The sequence below is a fragment of the Paenibacillus sp. NPDC093718 genome (genome assembly GCF_050279985.1).
Lineage (GTDB): Bacteria > Bacillota > Bacilli > Paenibacillales > Paenibacillaceae > Paenibacillus_AQ.
The window spans coordinates 447,918-464,964 of record NZ_JBNNUS010000005.1; the positions used below are offsets into that span (position 1 = coordinate 447,918).

A 17,047-nucleotide genomic window follows, 5' to 3' on the forward strand; every position below is an offset into this window, starting at 1 on the left:
ATCAGACGCCCCCTTCGGATACACGATTACGGCGCTGCATATAGTTATCGAGCCCTGCTTTTCTCAGCTTGCATGCAGGACATTCCCCACAGCCGTCGCCCTTGATGCCGTTATAGCAGGTTAATGTATGGTCGCGAACGTATTCGAGCGCATTCATCTGGTCTGCTAGCTCCCAGGTTTCCGACTTGTCGAGCCACATAAGCGGCGTGTGAATGACGAACGGGTAATCCATGGCCAGATTCAGCGTAACGTTGAGTGATTTGATGAAGCTGTCGCGGCAATCGGGATAACCACTGAAATCCGTTTCGCATACGCCCGTGACCAAATGTTTGGCGCCGATGCCCTTAGCCAGCACAGCGGCAAAGCTAAGGAACAGCAGGTTCCGTCCCTCCACAAACGTAGTAGGCAAGCCGTCGCCTTCGGCAATTTCGATATCGCTGCGCGTCAGCGCATTCGGTGCCAGCTGATTAAGCAGGCTCATATCAAGCACGGTTTGCTTCACGCCTTGTTCCTTGGCGATCTGTGCCGCGCATTCTATTTCAAGCTTATGGCGTTGGCCATAATCAAAGGTTACGGTTTCCACTTCGGCGAAGCGTTCCTTCGCCCAGAACAGGCAGGTGGTGCTGTCTTGACCACCGCTGAAAACAACGACCGCTTTTTCATTTTTAAGCATAAAAAAACCTCTCATCCTTCATATTTTAAGAACAGCCAAAAGGGCTGAACCTGTAGAAGAAAGAGAAGTTCATTGAACTGAATCCGTAAAAAAACAAGCCTTATTCTTAGGGTGCAGCACCGAATAAGACACGATAGTTTTTTATAGAGGGAGTTCACGAACCTCTCCCACACACCGCGATAGGCGCATGGATTGTCTTCTGTTGTCCTTTTGTGACCGTATGGGATGTTAGAATCCAGCATGCAGTCTGATTACGCCCTCCATTATAACACGGCCCGATTATTTGATAAACACTCCGCCAAAGGGAATTGCTTCCCGCAGAAAACGCTTGATGATGCCCTCATCGTTTAGTTCGTCCACGAGTCGCTGATTCTGGCGCCCCGCTTGAAACAACACGTAACCGTCACCGGTCAGCTTCCAGTGGTAATTCATATGCTGGCTGGCCAGATGATTGCCGTATACGGTCAGGTCCAGCTTGGCCGCTTCCGGATAGGCGATGATGCTCCCGGCGTCCACATACAACGGCTCGGTAGGATGCAGCTTGACTTTACATACCGGACCCTGGGTCAAAATGCCGATGCTGCCATTTCCGGAAAACTTCATCTTAATCGCGTCTCGCGTGACCAGCATGTTTTTGATCTTAAGAATTCGTGTCTGCATCGTAACATACTTGGTATAAAAGAAAACATGCCGAAAATCATAGAGCATGTCCTGTTCGCCTTCCAGCTCAATTTCATGCATATTGAAGCCTGGCGGGAGCGCAGCCGTAAACTGACTGGGCCCTGTAATATCGGCACGAATCAGTTTTTTCTTGCGGTATATGCCTTTTACGTTCATGAGACGGTCGCTGCGTCCGGAGGAGGGCCCCCGATAGGCAACGATTTGGTCAGGATGGAGGACATGGGCCGTGTCCTCTTCAGTCAGGGAGAACGTAACCGCTTGTCCCGCTCCGCTGCCGGCTGCATCTTCCATTCGGATAATCATGGCCGCGCCTCCTTTTGCCTGGTTGGATGGTAGGGATCTGGATAAAAGCTTGTCTATTTAGAACGGTTTGTTCGGCGCATGCCGAATCGCAGGACGCGAATGATGACAAAGTATCCAGCAGCCAATGCAACGGCGGTGATCGCCACGGTCTTTATACGTTCCGCCCCGCGATTTCGTGCGGCTTCAGCCTCTTGAAGCTGGCTTACCATTTGGGTTAATTGCTGGTTCTGCTCCGCGAGATTAGAGTTCTGCTCCGCCAGGGTCAGATTTTGCTGCTGCAGCCGTTCGGAAGCGATTCTGGCTTTATCAAGTTCCTGCAGGGCTTGGTTATAGTTGCTCTTGAGCTGGTTTATTTCATCGGGCAGTCCGGAGAACTGCTGGATATTATCGTACAAATTATTAAAGTAATTGGCGCTGGCGGTCCGTCCACCGGCCGGCAGCGCGATCCCCGCCACCAGCAATATGAGAGAAAGTTGAATTAGCTTGGATTTTGTCGGCTTATGCAAGAGGGACCACCACCATTCGATTATTTATAGTAAATACGAATCAGATTCCGACAGGTTTCTATTAATATATTACCCACATTTGCGATGGAAGTGAATCTATTAGCAGGCCAAGTTGTTTAATTAGCTCCAGTAAAGGGTAATGTATGTAAGTAAGCGCCCAACAAGCCATCCCATACGAATGATCATAAAATGAACTAACAGATAAAAGGAGATTACAATCATGATGAAGGATAACGATGTGAAGAAAATTATGATTACAGTGAATGGAAAACCCGTGGGTAACGGATTATTAATTGATAAAGTAACGTACGCTCCCATTCAACGTACATCAAGACATATGGGAGATAAACCCGTTTCGGCAGCAGAAATAGGTTAATAGACCCCTGTATAGTGAAATCAACAGCCTTTAAAACCCGGAGAACGTCTCCGGTTTTTTTGCGTTTAATTGCGAATGGAACTTAATTCTTTTGCATATGAGTTTGGCATAAAAACGCAGCGAATCCTATGAAATACACGGCGGCAGCGACGGAGCCGGAACAAGAGCGTGGAGCATCCTCATCATCTGGAGCTTCAGATGCCAAGACTGCCTCAACGGTTCAAGTCGATGGTCAGGTGCTGCTGAAGCTATTGAAAAATCCGATGAGTGCTTTAAATATGCGGGGAGATCAAACGGGTTTAATCTACGGCTTGATCGGAATGGCTTCCAGCATCATCGGGTTTTGGTTGTTTGGCCTTGGATTTAGGCAGCTTATCTATTCCGGCTTGGGCATGGTGTCGGCCTTGCTAAGTAATTTCGGCATGGGGAGCCGGGCGCTTTTACTGGGGTTGTTTTCAACCGTCATTTTATTGGGTTCCTTCTGGTTTACGGGCAATATGGTTACGAAGCAGAAGCTTGACTTGAAGGAATTCATTGCGAAGATCGGTTCTTTTCAGCTGCCGTTCGGGGCGGCGCTTATCGTAAGCGGATTGATCAGCTTCATGTCGTTAAAGCTGGCATTCCTCATCCTTGTATTTGCTTTAATGACCGGACTGGCAGCGAACAGTGCAGCCGTTATCGAATTGTAACGCATTGGATCCAGCCAATGGATGAAATTTTTAGGGATTGCTTTAGGCATTTATGTTTTATTATTTGCCATTGTACAGACCGTTTTATTGTAGAAATAAGTCAATTCCGAGTCAGTAAAAGACTTTCTTGTCCGACATCTGACAAAAATCAGTTTATCCAAAAGACCGCAGCTGCTAGGGCTGTGGTCTTTTTTTGTCGAATTCATATTAAGAACATATGTTCCGTGACAGTAAGATGTCCATCTGTATTGGTACATTATTAGAAGAAGAGGAAAGAGGTGGATGTATTGCAGTCTGGCTTGTTTTCGGATTTTACATGGAGCCACAGCCATGTATTCGCTGGGGGCACCAGTCAGGTCTTTCTGCTGATCGAGTGGAGGGCTGGTGTGTTAACGCAAAAAAAGCAGTCTCATGGCTTTAATCAACGCATGGCTGAAGATGTCCAATTACACCTTCAATTAGGGGAACGCGTTCAAGTGGAACATATGTATGGATGCCATGGCGAGATATTGAATGATCGCAACATTTCGTTGTCTTTAGGTTCATTGTCGGAAGGGAGATCCAAACAGCTGGTTCTTGAGCTGAGTGTCGGAGCCAGGCAATCAGGGGTGTATCCCATTATTACCGCTCTATGGACCTATATGGATGTTCAGAAGCAGAAGGTCGTCTTGCAGCCGTCTCGAACGATTCCGCTTCAATTTAGCAATCATACGGCATTGAAATACCGGAGGGCAGATGATCGCGTTGAGAAGGTGCTGAAGTTATACCAGAATGCTTCCATTCTGGAGCAAGCAAGAAGAGAGCTGGAACGGGGGAAGTTGGCTCGAGGAGAAGAAATGATTCGTAGACAGGCAGATGAGATGCTTTTATACGCAATCCGATTTCGGGACGCGGATTATTTGAGGGAGGCAGAGACCCTTTATCAACTAATTGGATTGTATCTGGATACATATCGGCAATTATCTTCTGAAAATGCGAACAGGAAGAGGGACTTTAGACTTAAAGATTAACTGGAATGAAGAATCTGTATATAAAAAAGGAAAAATGATTTCAGGGTCGAATGTACTATTTAGCAGTCAAGAAAAATATGTCTAATTTACTAGAAAGATAGGGAGAATGCCATATGACAGACCGACTGATCCGACTAATGAGAATCATTACCCTTGTACAAGCAAGACCAGGTATACTGGCTCGAGAGCTTGCCGAACGCTGTGGAACCAGCGAAAGAACCATTTATCGGGATATGGATGCCCTCAGCGCCATGCATATTCCCATCACTCACCAAGGCCGAGGCCGAGGCTACACATTTATCGGGCATTTTGCAATGTACCCGCTTGGTTTAACGGAAGAGGAGGTACAGGCGTTATTTAAGCTATTGACCATATTGGAGCAAATCAAACCGATGCTGCCCGATGAATTTGAAAGCGCTTATGAGAAGGTATTGGCTGCTGTATATAAGCAAAGCGCGGAAAAAGCAGAAATTCAGGCCGGGGACCGGGATGAATCCTCCATCGGTTTATAACGGTACCACTACGTGTAACAATTAAACCTCGAACGAAAGGACACATCTTCATGTGACTATCGTCGAGGTTTTTATTAGTTTATGGGGAATTAATTATTCTCATGTGGAGATGCGAATATAGTAGTAAATTAGAATCAGGATAGGAATATTATACCAAAATAGATGATTATATGATAATATAACTATAATTTCTCTCATTCATCCAAAAATGTCATCGATGTGTAATTGTGAGAGACGGCGGTTGATGTCCCTAAGCAAGGGCGTAGGAAGGAGATATGGAGCAATAGCATAGGTTTATTCCACAACTTGTATAGGAGGATATTCATGAAGAAAGAGGTAACTAACAAGGTAAGAAAATGGAATATAAAGCTATTGGTTATAGCTTTGATTAGTATGACATGGCTCGGGTTATACGATCCTATTCCTGTTGAGGCAGATAGTGCTGTTGGAGGTCCTAAATTAGCAGTTTTGGTGGATGGAAGAAAGGTGAAGTTTCAAGGCGGAGATCCTGTCTTTGAAAATGGCCGGGTGCAAGTGCCACTCAGAGGTATCGGTGAAGCTTTAAAGGCAGAAATCGGCTTTAGTGGTAAAACTGTTACTTATATGAAAGATGGAAAATCGATTGCCCTTACCTTAGGGAGTAAAGAGGCCATTGTAAACGGTAAAAGTGTCACTATGGATACGGCTGCTAAAGCTGTTAAAGGGCGCACTTATGTGCCATTAAGATTTGTAAGCGAGAATCTTGGAGTACCAGTAAACTGGGATAAGGTTGGTAATTGGGTTTGGATTGGTTCAAAGGAAGTTCCAGATATAACGGAAGTAGCGAGTGTGAAAAAATCGAATCTGAACAATGATTTTGTGAAAATGTTTGGATCAAAAACGCACTTGATAGATGGGAAAAAGGATGTTCGAATATTTACTATTGATGATCTGCCATTAAGAATAGATCGATTTATAGTTTACGATTTATGGCCAGTGATGTTCGGAGATTACCAATCAATTAGAATCCGATTTGATGCAGGACTTGGCCCAATCTACTACCTACAACAAGGAGAACTTCCTCGTTATCGAAATTCTGCGGATCCGATTAAGCAATCAGATAAAACGATTATTCGAACCTATAAAACTACTAGCGAGTATGATCAAATAGTCAATAATGATATCAACTATAATCAATTCAATCTAAATAAAGCTGAATATATTGGTTTTCAGATGGGTACAGAATCATTAACTTTGCTTAAGAATCCTTTTAAGTGAATGGTAACCATATGGGAAAAAAGAGAATTCTTTATGTATTAATAATTATGTTGACTATAAAAGTTCTTATTATTCAAAGTGTCTATGCTGCTCTTCCTACAACACCGAAGCCAAGCAATCGCAATGTACATTATTTTGTTGGAATGTTTACTTATGAGATTTGGCGCTATTCAGATGGACAAACTTGGACGCCGGAAGGATACGAGAACCAACCAAATAAATCTATGGATTTTCCGTATTCATTCGATATTCCTAACCGAAAGATTAAAAGTGTATCTGTAGAAAAATTCAATCCTGATATGACTGATCCAGATGGTAGGGATCTATATTTTCGTTCTCGTTATCAGCAAGAAACATGGGATCAGAGGGTTCCGAACGTTAGTAAAAAATATACGCCTACTATTAAAGGGAATATTGGAGGATTAGGAACGGACAATGTATCTTTTAATGTACATGTCATAGGAGATTTAAAAGCAGATGATCCTCTTGAGACAACTAAAGAAGAGCAAAATGTGAATGTCAAAGGGCTCCGTTATTACTTCCCGATCCTTTTCACAATCGAACTAGAACCCGAAGTAGGTAACGCCATTATAAAACATTACACAACTACAGGTCGTTCGCTGAACGGTACACCGGGCTTTACAGACCGTGAAGAATTATTAGAGAAGAACAGTCCATACTTTTTTACTCATACTCCTGGGAATGCAGATTATACATATGTTGGACACAAGAAAAGCACTGTCTCAGCCCCGAGTGGTGGATCAATAACACCTGGTGACCCTAACCGGTTTACTTATGATGGCTCATTCCCGACATATTATCTATTTTTTTACTATGAGACCGATAAACCGCCTCCCAACCCTGACCCACCTGAGGCCTCTTGCACGAGACCTTCTCCAGGGACGAAAATGAATGGTCGTTACATGGATCCGGTGGTCACAGCGAAGATTCTCGCTGACCAGCGTGGAAGTGAACGTTTTGATGTTTTGCAAGGAATACCGACGTCTGAAAGTTTATATGGTAATATCTTGGCTCGCAATTACCTGTATCAGAATACATTTGTAAACATGACAGGTGTCTGTTCCTTTAAAGTGAATGTAGAAAAAACATGGACCTTGTATTGGGACCCAGGAAAACCAGGACCAAATGATCCAAGCGGTAATCCTACAACGGTTCCTGATCCACAACAAGCCGAGGAGAAGGTAACGGAACGATACACCGTGGAAAGGCCATATTCTTACTGGGTGATTGATAATCTCGAAGTTTATAAGATCGATCAGGGGATTCTAAGGAATTACGCACTACCAGGTGAGCAAATTACAATTTATCCGCAAGGGTACCAGCCACCTCAGTTTACAGCCAGTGCATCTGGAGCGTTTTATCCTCCATCCCCACCTGATCCCATTGTAGCTCCATCAGGCTCTTACGGAGGAAATTCATATAAGACAAAACCTTCCCCGCCAAGTGAGAATCTGCAGAGTGTAGCTGAGAATGCTGTAGAAATAGTCGAGGTCACGAATGACTCTCTAATTTTTAACGGATCTACCATTATGAATTCGAATCGAACACCGGAAAAAGGGCCTACACCGGGCAGTATCCCCGCTCCCACACATATTAGTGACAATGTGCTGTACAAGCCCAATAATTTGATTAGTAGTGATAAGGTTAACAGGGCAAATACAACAAGCGCAGGTACAATTCAATATGGTTTATTACCCGGCAACATTAATGGCGGATCTAATCAATCATTTCCGATTCACGCCATTAACACCGTCACCGTCCATACGCCGGTAGTCAATTATTCGTCGGTGACGGATGATCAGGCCCACAATCAGAAGACGACCCCGAACCCGAACCGCTCTGCATTCATCTTGGATCGGCCGTTTACGGTTCGCATCCCTACCTCGGGTCAGCATCGGAACATCCAGGGATACGGAGACCGGGACTATGCGAAGTATGTAAGATCGAAGCAGGTGTATTTTCCGTTCGATGTCTACAGCAGTGACAGGCGCACCTTTTATCCAAAAGACACCTGGATTACAATCCCGACGGCTCAGCTGGACACGGAGTTTTTCCTGCCGGTATGGGTGGATGAGGGGGATTATCAGGTATATTTCCGTACGATTGCGGAGAACGCTCCATCCGAATTCACTACGCAGCCCAGCGCGAACCTGGATTTGGCTCACCATGTGGCTACGGATATAGAACCGGTTGAAGTGATCGGTCGCGTATATGATTTCCATATCACGGATATTGCCGATTATAACTGGGAGACGGTCTTCCGCAAACAAAAAGGGAATTCGGCGCCAAGCGGCGCATCCTATTGGACAGGACTTCGCGATATTGACGGTGGAGCACGCGGGAACGTGCTGCCGTATACACTTCCCATCGCACCGGGCAAGCATCCGGCACAGGGATATAAGAATGCGGCCGTAAAGACAGGCTACCATTTCAAATTCGATTTGAAGACGAAGGGCAATATGTTTGGTTTACAAGACGGCATTTCAATTACCCCGAGCTTTTATTTTGTTAATCAGGACGGCAGCGGACGGCAGCCCGTTGATCTGTATTACCACAGCGGAAACCGGAAGTTCATTCGGATCGGTTCCCCGCAGGATACGGAGAAGCGTTATGTCATCCTGAATGAAAGGCTGCGCAATGTTCCGCAAGACGAGCTGAAGGATACCGCTTCGTATTTGTACAACCGCGGCGGAGCCCCGGCGGGAATGTCCGCGGCAGCCTACATGAAGCAGTACTTGGAGAAGATCAGCAAAAGCAAGACCTGGGTAGGTCGGCTCGACTGGATGCTGCTTCCATTCGAAATACGCACACTGATCGGTCCGAAGTCAGGATTGCCAGCCTCCGTTGACACGGAGCGGGCCAACGCGGCTGTACAGCGCTGGTATGGTGAATACAGTCTTCCTGCCGACGTGTATGTGGTGAAGAAAGGAATCGACCTGGCCGCTTATGGACGGACGAACCGCCTGGACGAGAAATCCTCGATTTTTCTCAAAAAAGGGTATATCGTGGTCAATTTCAACATCGAGACGATCCGGGAGGGCAATACGGCCAAACCCCATTTGCAATATATTCATGGCCCACTCATGAATCAATGGCAGCTTGAAGGGTACAGCCGCACGTATAACGATCCGTATGGTAAGCGGTTTTCTCTGATGGACGGGGATGTCATACTCTATCATGCCGATCAGTCCAGCAAAGGGGATTTTAAATCTCAGGTGCCTCATTAAAGTTTTCACCTGACCTCCTTATGCTAAAGTGGATGATCCCTAATCCTTACCCGTAACAACACCAAAACAGCCACGCCTGAGTATTCTCAAAGGCGGTGGCTGTTTTTGGGTTGTGCTCGCTGTGCTTGCAATGAAAAAGCTCTGTTGATTCACGGCTACACTGTTTACTAGAGGATTAGGGTTCGATACAGACAAGGGGCGGTGTATCCCGTATCGGGATCAAACCGTACGCGTCAACGCCAACGCATTCGGCTTATCTAATACGAGGGCCAGGCATCGTTATCGTAGAGATGGCGGACAAAAGCCATCGGATTCCGATACGAGTTCTTCCAGGCCTCTCCCATCCCGGCCTCCAGGAAACCATACCGTTGATCGCAGCCGTTGCACTCAATGAAATAGAGCCTTCCATCTTGGGTAATACCGATATCCAGTCCAAAATCGGCAGCATACGGAATAAACAGGGACAGGATGCGGGCGATATGCAGTGAGAATTCCGCAATACGCTCGAGGGTTTCTCCAACAGGGGCATTCGGCATGCAGCGTGTTAGAATGTCCGGTACCTGATAGGCGGAGCCCCCCTGCGCGATGTTGGAGACAAAGGTTTGAGGCGGCGAGGTTTTGGCGAACATGCCCGCGATTTCCCAGCTGCCGCTGCCTCCCCGCTGCACGGTGACCCTGATGTCAAAGGGACGCCCCCTGTATTCTGCCAGCGGGATGCGCTCCTGTGCCAGAAAGGGCGCACGTCTGATTCTCTGGTAGATTAGCGGATGAAGCTTTCCCTCGGCCAATGTTACAGTTCTCCATCCTTTAGCCGAAGGGGAGGAGCGGGAATACGTCAGTTGGCTGTGACCGGAACTGCTTTTTAGCCGCATAATGCCGATGCCGATGCTGCCGCTGCATGGTTTTAAAACGAGGTCACCATGTTGGCTTAACATGGATCGAATGGAGATGGGCGTAGCCTTTACCGTATGCGGTAAGGCATTCGTTAATCCCGGATCCTGTTCCAGCATATGGTGTATCGTATCCTTGCCGTAGCGCGTACGGCCGTTAAACACAAAGATTCCTTGTTTGATCAGATCGTCGATCCGCTTGAGTTCACGTCGGTTGTGGTAGATGGCGCGCATATGGATGGCGCGCGGAATGGGAATGTGGACACGGCGGTACCCGGATGGAATGGGTATATATCCTGTCGCCTTTCCGGTATCCAATGAAATATGATGAATGGTAAAAAAACAAGGAACCAGCCCGTACATGGCAGCGGCTTCTTCATAGTTAGCCAGTGATTCAGTGCCGATTCTCCCGCTGGAAATTCTGCGATACGTGTTGTTGTTGAGCAGAATGCCGACAAATTCCGGATGCATGGTCATCCTCCTTGTTACCACAGATCATGGAGTCTTTGTACCACATCGTATGCAGGAGGAAGTTTGTCCCGGGTGGACGGGTGTCGCCCGTGGTTGGCCTATTCTTTATCGTAGATTAGTCACCAATAACCCCTGATTCGGTATATGTTAAGGTATCCGGCCATACACATGACAGGGATGCGCTTTTTTGAATTAGGGCAATGAAACACTGCTGGTATCAAGGGGATGGGTACCTATGATATATCAGTAGGGGTTTTTCATATAGATAAGTTGTGAGAAGGGTGTGGAGTTATGGGTTTGCGGAAGGTGGCCGTTGTGACGCCGGGGTCTTTTGTGATTCCTTCGGGGAGGAGCAGCTCTGTCGAGCGTGTAGTGGAGCAGACCATTCCATTGGCACAGGGAGCCATGGATGTGCGCATATTTGGAGTGCTTGGAAAAGGACTCCCTTCTAAAGACACGATCAACGGCGTTCCATGTTACCGCCTGCCATCGGGAGCGAATTATTATCCTTCCCTGCTGCGGAGGCTTCAAAAATGGAGACCGGATATTATCGAAGTACACAATCGCCCGCTGTTAGCTCAGCGTCTGAAGATGCATCTCCCCGATGTAAAGACTGTACTTAATCTCCATTCCAATACCTTTATATCGCCTCCGTATATGAGCGAGCAGCGGTTTGGGAACATTGCCAGATGGATGGACGGCATCGTGGTGAACAGCCGTTTTTTGCTGGAAGATATCACGATAAGGCATCCGGAGCTGTCGGATAAAATTACGATCAATCATCTCGGAGTCAGTCTGGAGCATTTTACCCCGCCCTTCAGCCCGGCAGCCAAGGCATTGCGGGAAGCCCGACTTGCTCATTACGGATGGAGCGGGCGGCGCATCATCCTGTTTGCCGGACGACTTATTCCGGATAAAGGCGTTCACCATCTGCTGGAAGCACTGCCGCAGATCATCGATAAGCATCCGGATGTACTGCTGCTCATTATCGGGAGTGCCGGATACGGATCGGATCGCGAAACCGCCTATGTGCGGGAATTGAAAAAAGCTGCAAGACCCTACCAACATTGGGTAAACTTTCGCCCCTTTGTGCCATACCCGGCTATTGCGGATTGGTATTCGCTTGCAGACATCGTGGTTGTTCCGTCTGCACCTAGGGAGGCGTTTGGACTCGTGAATGTCGAAGCCATGGCAGCAGGCGTGCCGGTCATCGCTTCAAGTGCCGGAGGAATTCCGGAAATTGTGGAAAACGGAGTGACGGGATATTTGGTGCAAAGCGATGATTTTCCAGCCGGACTTGCGCAGCGGATTAACAATCTGCTGCAGGACGAAAATCTCCGCAGACAGATCGGAATGGCCGGTCGCGAAACGGTGCGGCAGCGCTTCAGATGGGACCATACGGCCGAGCGTTGGGTTCATTTGATGCAAACCATCTGAGGATAACCGATGGAACAGTGGCAGGCGCCCCCCTTGCCGAATAGGATGAAGTAACGATTAGAAGCAGAGGAGAGAGCCGACAGTGAACAAAGCCAGAAGGATCACCAGGGGAAGAGGGAAGAGACCGTACCGGCGATATCCTGGCCGTCTCAAGACATCCGCGTACAGAACGGGCATTGATCGTGGCGGTACGGCCGAGTATGAATTGGCCGATGATACGATTGGCGCGGCTCATCTTCGACATCGCAGTGTAAGAAGCGAGGCGATTGAAGACTATTCTGTATATAGCATTCACTTATCCCCTGAATCGATTACTTCCTCTAAAATTGCAAGCCATTCGGTGGACTTGGCGCATTTGAGCTTTAATCCGGTACAAGGGATGCCTGACAGGCCGTTAATGCAGCAGTTTGGCGATATACCGTTCGTGTTTCCTGAAGGCGTGGACACCATCGATGTTGCCGTCTCACTCCAGTCCCCTTATGCCGATGGAAATTATGTCATGGTGGTATCATGCAGCGACCCCGGGTTTCAAGCGGGGGTCAAGTCACGGAATGAGCTTCAGGCGATGGTCGGCATCACAAGGTCCGCAGGCAATCCGCTTGCAGCCGGATGGTTATCATGGATAGCAATAGGCGGGCAATAGAATCGTAAAAAAGGGCAGGGAGTATACTCCCCGCCCTTTTTGTATGTACAGATAGCGGATGGGGATAAGCGTTGGGGCGAAACCGTACATATGCCGTTACGGTGAAGAAGAGCAAACATACAATAGGATAGATTGCCAAGGAGCAAGTGACCGTTACAAGGGAGGAGGAGTGCAAGTATGCGCAATGTGCAGCGGTTAAGGTCCCGAAGAAGGTCGGTTTCTCGGCATCCTTCCAGGGAATCGTTGCAGCCACCCGCTATTCCTACCGCCTACCGTCCTATGGAGCCACAGATTCCACGGGAGAATCATCCCCATCCTTGCGTGTCTGTCATTATTCCCGCTATGAATGAAGCCGGTAAGATTTCCGCGGTCATAGCAGAGGCGCGGGCGGTTCATCCCGAAACAGAGGTTATCGTTGTTGCGAACGGGTGCAAGGATCAGACCGCAGCTGTCGCAGAACGGATGGGAGCCAAGGTGTTGTCTTTTGCGGAGCCACTGGGACACGATGTGGGACGAAGTGTGGGCGCAGAAGCAGCTAAAGGGCGAATTCTTCTTTTTACAGACAGCGATATGGTGATTCCCTCCGGTGAGTTAAGGCCTTTCGTGCAGGCAGTTCAATCCGGCGTTGACGTGGCCTTGAACGATTATACCGGCCCTATCGAACGGCAGCCGGTTCACCGGGTTATTCTTGCGAAATATACATTAAATTCGATGCTGGGAAGATCTGATTTGCGAGGCGCGTCCATGACAGCTGTGCCGCATGCCTTAAGCCGTCGGGCGCTGGAGACAATCGGTCCAAGTGAGCTGTCCATTCCGCCGAAAGCACAAGCGGCTGCGGTGAACCGGGGGCTGCGTGTGGAGGCGGTCTATGGCGTGGAGGTTGGACGCTTGAATCCCGGTCGAATCCCGGGCGGAGATCCGCTGGAAATGCTGGTGCTTGGCGATCATTTGGAAGCACTGGAAGCCGTGATTGCAGAGCGTGGTATCCGGGGCGGGTATCACGATGGTGGACGAAGACGGAGCGTGGTGAGGTGAGCACGTGCAAAGACGGATTCATAAAAAAATAAGTCGATCAGGATCTAAAGGCCGAAGACGCATAAGGAAAGGTTCCTCACGGGTGCTGGCATACCGTTTAACACGGAGCAGCCGTTGGGAACGGCTCGCGCTGAGTGCGGGAGGTATGTCCGGGAGAAGACGAGGAGCCGCCTCCAAAAGGGATGTTTCCATGGCCTTGGGTCAATGGCTGGCTTCCAGCGGAATCCCCCAGCACCAACTCTATCACGTCCTGCCGGGGGTAGCGGAAGCGTTCCGACGAGGATACGCCAGAGGTTCCAGGCAGTCGATTCCGGCACCACTGCTGCCGCCTCTAAACGGGCGTGCTTCCGTTATCGTGTCCGCCTGCAACGAAGCGGGTTCCATTCCGATGGTGCTGCGAGAGCTAAAACGGCTTCCATTTCATGAAATCATCGTTGTCGAGAATGGGAGCCATGATCATACGTACGCGGCAGCGCGTGCATTTGAAGGCGTTACGGTGATCCACATTCCCGAGCGGCTGGGGCATGATGTGGCCCGTGCCTTGGGAGCGAAGATGAGCACCGGGGACATCGTTCTGTTCATGGACGGGGATATGCCGGTGCCTGCGGAGAAGTTGAGTTCCTATCTGGTTGCGGCAGATCGCGGAGTGGATGTGGCATTGAATGATATCATGCCATTGCTGCCGGAATTTGGCCGCCAAGATGAAGTTACCCGCTGCAAAACATTTCTCAACCGCATGCTGGGACGTGACGATCTGGAGGCCAATTCGCTGACAGCTGTTCCCCATGCGATGACAAGACAGGCGCTGGAGAGTATCGGTTGTGCGAATCTTTCAGTCCCTCCCAGAGCCCAGACGTTGGCCATAAGACAGGGGCTTCGGATTGAAGCGGTACAGACCGTGGATGTTTTGAGCGTAAACCGGCGAAGGAAAACGAATCGCGGCAAGGACAATCCAGTGGCAAAGCTGATCATTGGCGATCATATCGAAGCCCTGGGAGAAACGATGAAAAACCTTGGCGGGCGCCTTCAATGGGGAGAGGTGTCACGGACGGAATTAGCCTTACGGAGGAACAGCCTATGAGCGGACTAACGAGTATTATTATTCCCACGTATAACGGACTGCATCTGCTCCGTACCTGTGTGGAGCATATCCGGGCATATACCGATGTCCCCTACGAGATTATTGTGGTGGACAATGGCTCGCGGGATGGAACCGGTGAATATTGTGTACGGGAAGGGCTTTTGCTTGTCTCGCTGCCGGAAAACACCGGTTTCCCCATCGCGTGTAACCATGGCCTCCGGTTGGCTTTGGGAGATCAATTATTGCTGCTGAACAATGATGTTTTTGTTTCGCCGCGGTGGCTGACGTTATTGCAAGAAGCGTTATACAGCAAGGAAGAAATCGGGGTCGTGGGGCCTGTAACGAATTACGCAAGCGGTATTCAGCAGGTGAAGGTAGGTTATACGGACAGAGCAGGCTACATCCAGGAGGCAGAACGTTGGAATGTACCGAATTCGGCACTGTGGCACGAAGTGAATCGTATCGTGGGGTTATGTTATTTGTTTAAGCGCACGGTCATGGATCGGGTGGGTTACCTGGATGAGATGTTCTCGCCCGGACACTATGAGGATGATGATTACTGCTATCGCGCTCGCCTTGCAGGGTTCAAGCTGGTAGTGGCAGGGAATGTGCTGGTGCACCATGAAGGGAGTGCAAGCTTTCGAACCCGGTTCCCGAGCGGATTCCAGGAGTTGATTGAACGAAACCGGAGACGGTTTGTAGAGAAGTGGAATGTAGACCCATTACAATTCATCGAGGAGAGAGGTGACGCATCATGAAGGGCGTATTGCTGGCAGGGGGGAACGGCACCCGACTACTTCCGCTGACGAAATATATGAATAAGCACCTGCTTCCGGTAGGAAAGCATCCGATGATTGCATATGGAATCCACAAGCTGCATCAGGCGGGCATCGATGACATTTTATTGATTACCGGCTCCAAATCGGTTGGCCTGTACGCCGAATATTTGGAGAACGGACGGAGCTTTGGTGTCAATTTGACCTATAAGGTGCAGGAGCAGGCAGGCGGAATTGCGGAGGCGTTGGAGCTGGCGAAAGGATTTATACCTCACGGTGAAAAATTCGTTGTTCTGCTGGGGGATAACCTGTTTCAGGATGATTTAAAGCCGTTCATTCAGCATTATGTACAGCAGCCATCCGGTACGGCTATGGTACTGCTTAGTCCTACGGATAGCCCCCATCGGTATGGCGTACCTGTATTTGCGGAGGATGGCAGCGGGAAATTGCTTTTCATTGAGGAGAAACCCGTAAATCCCCGGAGCCGTCATGCGGTGACGGGAATATATATGTATGACCATAGCGTATTTGATATCATCAGCCGAATCAGTCCGTCAGAACGAGGAGAATTGGAGATTACCGATGTCAACAATCTGTATGCAGCCAACGGAACATTAATCTATGACATCCTGCAGCAGTGGTGGTGCGATGCCGGCACCTTTGAATCGTTGCAGGAGGCGGCTGTGCATATGAAGGATGAATTGCCATGAAAAAACGGCGTGCAGTGCGGGCTGCAGTCCATGCCGGAGAGCAGCGAGACGGGGGAGTATCGGGCGAGCATTACCGAGCCGGTTATGAGGCCGGTTATGCTCTCGGGCTAAGGCTTGGGCAGGAGGACCGGGGCAGCGCGTTCGAAGGAACGAGCATCATTATCCCTGCGGATTCTCAGCATGATGCAGCGGTTCAAGTCATACAGCATATTGAGACAATGACTCCCCATCTCTATGAGGTGCTTGTTGCCGATGCTGGCGCTACAGCGAACACGAGGCAGTATATTCATGATCGAAGAGGAGTCGTGCGTCACATCAAGGGGAATAGTGGAGATCATCTAGCCCGCGTAGTGAATAAGGCGATTTCAGCTTCGCTTGGCGAGTATATCGCCATATTGGCCAACGATCCTCCACATATGGATAACTGGCTTGGGGTTCTGATGTGCGAGTTTGAGCGTGAGCCTGCTATAAAAATGGTCTACGCCAGTTCCGCAGCAACGGGTTTAGGAGCTGTATTAGTGGATGAGGAGAAGTCAGCTCTGCCGAGTTCTTCACCCAGTCTATTGAGCTGTTTGCTGTTCAGACGTACGCTCCCGGAGGAGATCGGAATGTGGACTGAAGAGATCCTTTCCGCAGAGGACCATATGCACAGATGGCTTGAACGGATACCCGCGGAACAGAGATTACAGATAGAGGCATCATCGCTATTTGCAAGCGGGAAGATATGATTTGAATGTTGCACGGAGAAT

At 48.9% G+C, this 17,047-nt stretch carries 17 protein-coding genes; 13 read left to right on the top strand and 4 right to left on the bottom strand.

What is annotated here, in order from left to right:
- Position 1: 1 nt before the first annotated feature.
- From queC to ACQKPA_RS17755, 3 genes are all read right to left on the bottom strand, one after another.
- Positions 2-673: a 7-cyano-7-deazaguanine synthase QueC gene (gene queC, locus ACQKPA_RS17745; RefSeq protein WP_113056545.1), complete on the bottom strand. Its 672-nt coding sequence runs from the start codon at positions 671-673 to the stop codon at positions 2-4.
- Between the two features lie 279 nt (positions 674-952).
- Positions 953-1,657 carry an AIM24 family protein gene (locus ACQKPA_RS17750; protein ID WP_427493890.1) on the bottom strand — a complete coding sequence of 235 codons (705 nt, stop codon included), beginning with the start codon at positions 1,655-1,657 and terminating at the stop codon, positions 953-955.
- 53 nt (positions 1,658-1,710) lie between these two features.
- Complete coding sequence (locus tag ACQKPA_RS17755; RefSeq protein ID WP_113056547.1) at positions 1,711-2,163, bottom strand: cell division protein ZapB; 453 nt, start codon at positions 2,161-2,163, stop codon at positions 1,711-1,713.
- 220 nt (positions 2,164-2,383) lie between these two features.
- On the opposite strand from ACQKPA_RS17755, the gene ACQKPA_RS17760 reads away from it, so the two are divergent.
- The 6 genes from ACQKPA_RS17760 to ACQKPA_RS17785 all read left to right on the top strand — a co-directional run bounded on the left by ACQKPA_RS17760 (position 2,384) and on the right by ACQKPA_RS17785 (position 9,255).
- Positions 2,384-2,539, top strand: coding sequence for a hypothetical protein (locus ACQKPA_RS17760; protein ID WP_427493891.1), 156 nt, complete (start codon positions 2,384-2,386; stop codon positions 2,537-2,539).
- A gap of 128 nt (positions 2,540-2,667) precedes the next feature.
- Positions 2,668-3,228, top strand: coding sequence for a hypothetical protein (locus tag ACQKPA_RS17765; protein WP_427493892.1), 561 nt, complete (start codon positions 2,668-2,670; stop codon positions 3,226-3,228).
- Positions 3,229-3,506: 278 nt separating this feature from the next.
- A complete protein-coding gene (locus ACQKPA_RS17770) occupies positions 3,507-4,238 on the top strand; it encodes a hypothetical protein (protein WP_427493893.1) in 732 nt (243 codons plus the stop codon).
- 113 nt (positions 4,239-4,351) lie between these two features.
- Complete coding sequence (locus tag ACQKPA_RS17775) at positions 4,352-4,750, top strand: helix-turn-helix transcriptional regulator (RefSeq protein ID WP_427493894.1); 399 nt, start codon at positions 4,352-4,354, stop codon at positions 4,748-4,750.
- Between the two features lie 324 nt (positions 4,751-5,074).
- Positions 5,075-6,007, top strand: a complete 933-nt coding sequence (locus ACQKPA_RS17780; RefSeq protein ID WP_427493895.1) for a stalk domain-containing protein — start codon at positions 5,075-5,077, stop codon at positions 6,005-6,007.
- 11 nt (positions 6,008-6,018) lie between these two features.
- A complete protein-coding gene (locus ACQKPA_RS17785; RefSeq protein ID WP_427493896.1) occupies positions 6,019-9,255 on the top strand; it encodes a DUF5704 domain-containing protein in 3,237 nt (1,078 codons plus the stop codon).
- A 257-nt stretch (positions 9,256-9,512) separates the two neighbouring features.
- On the opposite strand, the gene ACQKPA_RS17790 is transcribed toward ACQKPA_RS17785, so the two are convergent.
- On the bottom strand, positions 9,513-10,616 hold the full coding sequence (locus tag ACQKPA_RS17790) for a YheC/YheD family protein (protein WP_427493897.1): 1,104 nt from the start codon (positions 10,614-10,616) through the stop codon (positions 9,513-9,515).
- A 291-nt stretch (positions 10,617-10,907) separates the two neighbouring features.
- Between ACQKPA_RS17790 and ACQKPA_RS17795 the strand changes: the two genes are divergently transcribed.
- The 7 genes from ACQKPA_RS17795 (at position 10,908) to ACQKPA_RS17825 (ending at position 17,026) form a co-directional block, all read left to right on the top strand.
- Positions 10,908-12,053 carry a glycosyltransferase family 4 protein gene (locus ACQKPA_RS17795; RefSeq protein ID WP_427493898.1) on the top strand — a complete coding sequence of 382 codons (1,146 nt, stop codon included), beginning with the start codon at positions 10,908-10,910 and terminating at the stop codon, positions 12,051-12,053.
- Positions 12,054-12,135: 82 nt separating this feature from the next.
- Entirely contained in the window at positions 12,136-12,696 is a 561-nt protein-coding gene (locus tag ACQKPA_RS17800) for a WIAG-tail domain (protein WP_427493899.1), read from the top strand.
- A gap of 177 nt (positions 12,697-12,873) precedes the next feature.
- On the top strand, positions 12,874-13,731 hold the full coding sequence (locus tag ACQKPA_RS17805) for a glycosyltransferase family 2 protein (RefSeq protein ID WP_427493900.1): 858 nt from the start codon (positions 12,874-12,876) through the stop codon (positions 13,729-13,731).
- Between the two features lie 145 nt (positions 13,732-13,876).
- Entirely contained in the window at positions 13,877-14,812 is a 936-nt protein-coding gene (locus ACQKPA_RS17810; protein ID WP_427493901.1) for a glycosyltransferase family 2 protein, read from the top strand.
- Complete coding sequence (locus ACQKPA_RS17815; protein WP_427493902.1) at positions 14,809-15,570, top strand: glycosyltransferase family 2 protein; 762 nt, start codon at positions 14,809-14,811, stop codon at positions 15,568-15,570. Before ACQKPA_RS17810 ends, ACQKPA_RS17815 begins: the two co-directional genes overlap by 4 nt.
- Positions 15,567-16,298, top strand: a complete 732-nt coding sequence (locus tag ACQKPA_RS17820; RefSeq protein ID WP_326119840.1) for a sugar phosphate nucleotidyltransferase — start codon at positions 15,567-15,569, stop codon at positions 16,296-16,298. Before ACQKPA_RS17815 ends, ACQKPA_RS17820 begins: the two co-directional genes overlap by 4 nt.
- Positions 16,295-17,026 carry a glycosyltransferase family A protein gene (locus ACQKPA_RS17825; protein WP_427493903.1) on the top strand — a complete coding sequence of 244 codons (732 nt, stop codon included), beginning with the start codon at positions 16,295-16,297 and terminating at the stop codon, positions 17,024-17,026. The genes ACQKPA_RS17820 and ACQKPA_RS17825 overlap by 4 nt, the downstream gene beginning before the upstream one ends.
- The last annotated feature ends 21 nt before the right edge of the window (positions 17,027-17,047 follow it).

What these genes read in the sequence shown, in the direction of transcription:
- ACQKPA_RS17785 (WP_427493896.1), top strand. Translation starts at nt 6,019, where the DNA reads ATGGGAAAAAAGAGAATTCTTTATGTATTAATAATTATGTTGACTATA.
- ACQKPA_RS17775 (WP_427493894.1), top strand. Translation starts at nt 4,352, where the DNA reads ATGACAGACCGACTGATCCGACTAATGAGAATCATTACCCTTGTACAA.
- ACQKPA_RS17765 (WP_427493892.1), top strand. Translation starts at nt 2,668, where the DNA reads ATGAAATACACGGCGGCAGCGACGGAGCCGGAACAAGAGCGTGGAGCA.
- queC (WP_113056545.1), bottom strand. Translation starts at nt 673, where the DNA reads ATGCTTAAAAATGAAAAAGCGGTCGTTGTTTTCAGCGGTGGTCAAGAC.
- ACQKPA_RS17810 (WP_427493901.1), top strand. Translation starts at nt 13,877, where the DNA reads ATGTCCGGGAGAAGACGAGGAGCCGCCTCCAAAAGGGATGTTTCCATG.
- ACQKPA_RS17815 (WP_427493902.1), top strand. Translation starts at nt 14,809, where the DNA reads ATGAGCGGACTAACGAGTATTATTATTCCCACGTATAACGGACTGCAT.
- ACQKPA_RS17795 (WP_427493898.1), top strand. Translation starts at nt 10,908, where the DNA reads ATGGGTTTGCGGAAGGTGGCCGTTGTGACGCCGGGGTCTTTTGTGATT.
- ACQKPA_RS17780 (WP_427493895.1), top strand. Translation starts at nt 5,075, where the DNA reads ATGAAGAAAGAGGTAACTAACAAGGTAAGAAAATGGAATATAAAGCTA.
- ACQKPA_RS17820 (WP_326119840.1), top strand. Translation starts at nt 15,567, where the DNA reads ATGAAGGGCGTATTGCTGGCAGGGGGGAACGGCACCCGACTACTTCCG.
- ACQKPA_RS17825 (WP_427493903.1), top strand. Translation starts at nt 16,295, where the DNA reads ATGAAAAAACGGCGTGCAGTGCGGGCTGCAGTCCATGCCGGAGAGCAG.
- ACQKPA_RS17760 (WP_427493891.1), top strand. Translation starts at nt 2,384, where the DNA reads ATGATGAAGGATAACGATGTGAAGAAAATTATGATTACAGTGAATGGA.
- ACQKPA_RS17750 (WP_427493890.1), bottom strand. Translation starts at nt 1,657, where the DNA reads ATGATTATCCGAATGGAAGATGCAGCCGGCAGCGGAGCGGGACAAGCG.
- ACQKPA_RS17790 (WP_427493897.1), bottom strand. Translation starts at nt 10,616, where the DNA reads ATGCATCCGGAATTTGTCGGCATTCTGCTCAACAACAACACGTATCGC.
- ACQKPA_RS17805 (WP_427493900.1), top strand. Translation starts at nt 12,874, where the DNA reads ATGCGCAATGTGCAGCGGTTAAGGTCCCGAAGAAGGTCGGTTTCTCGG.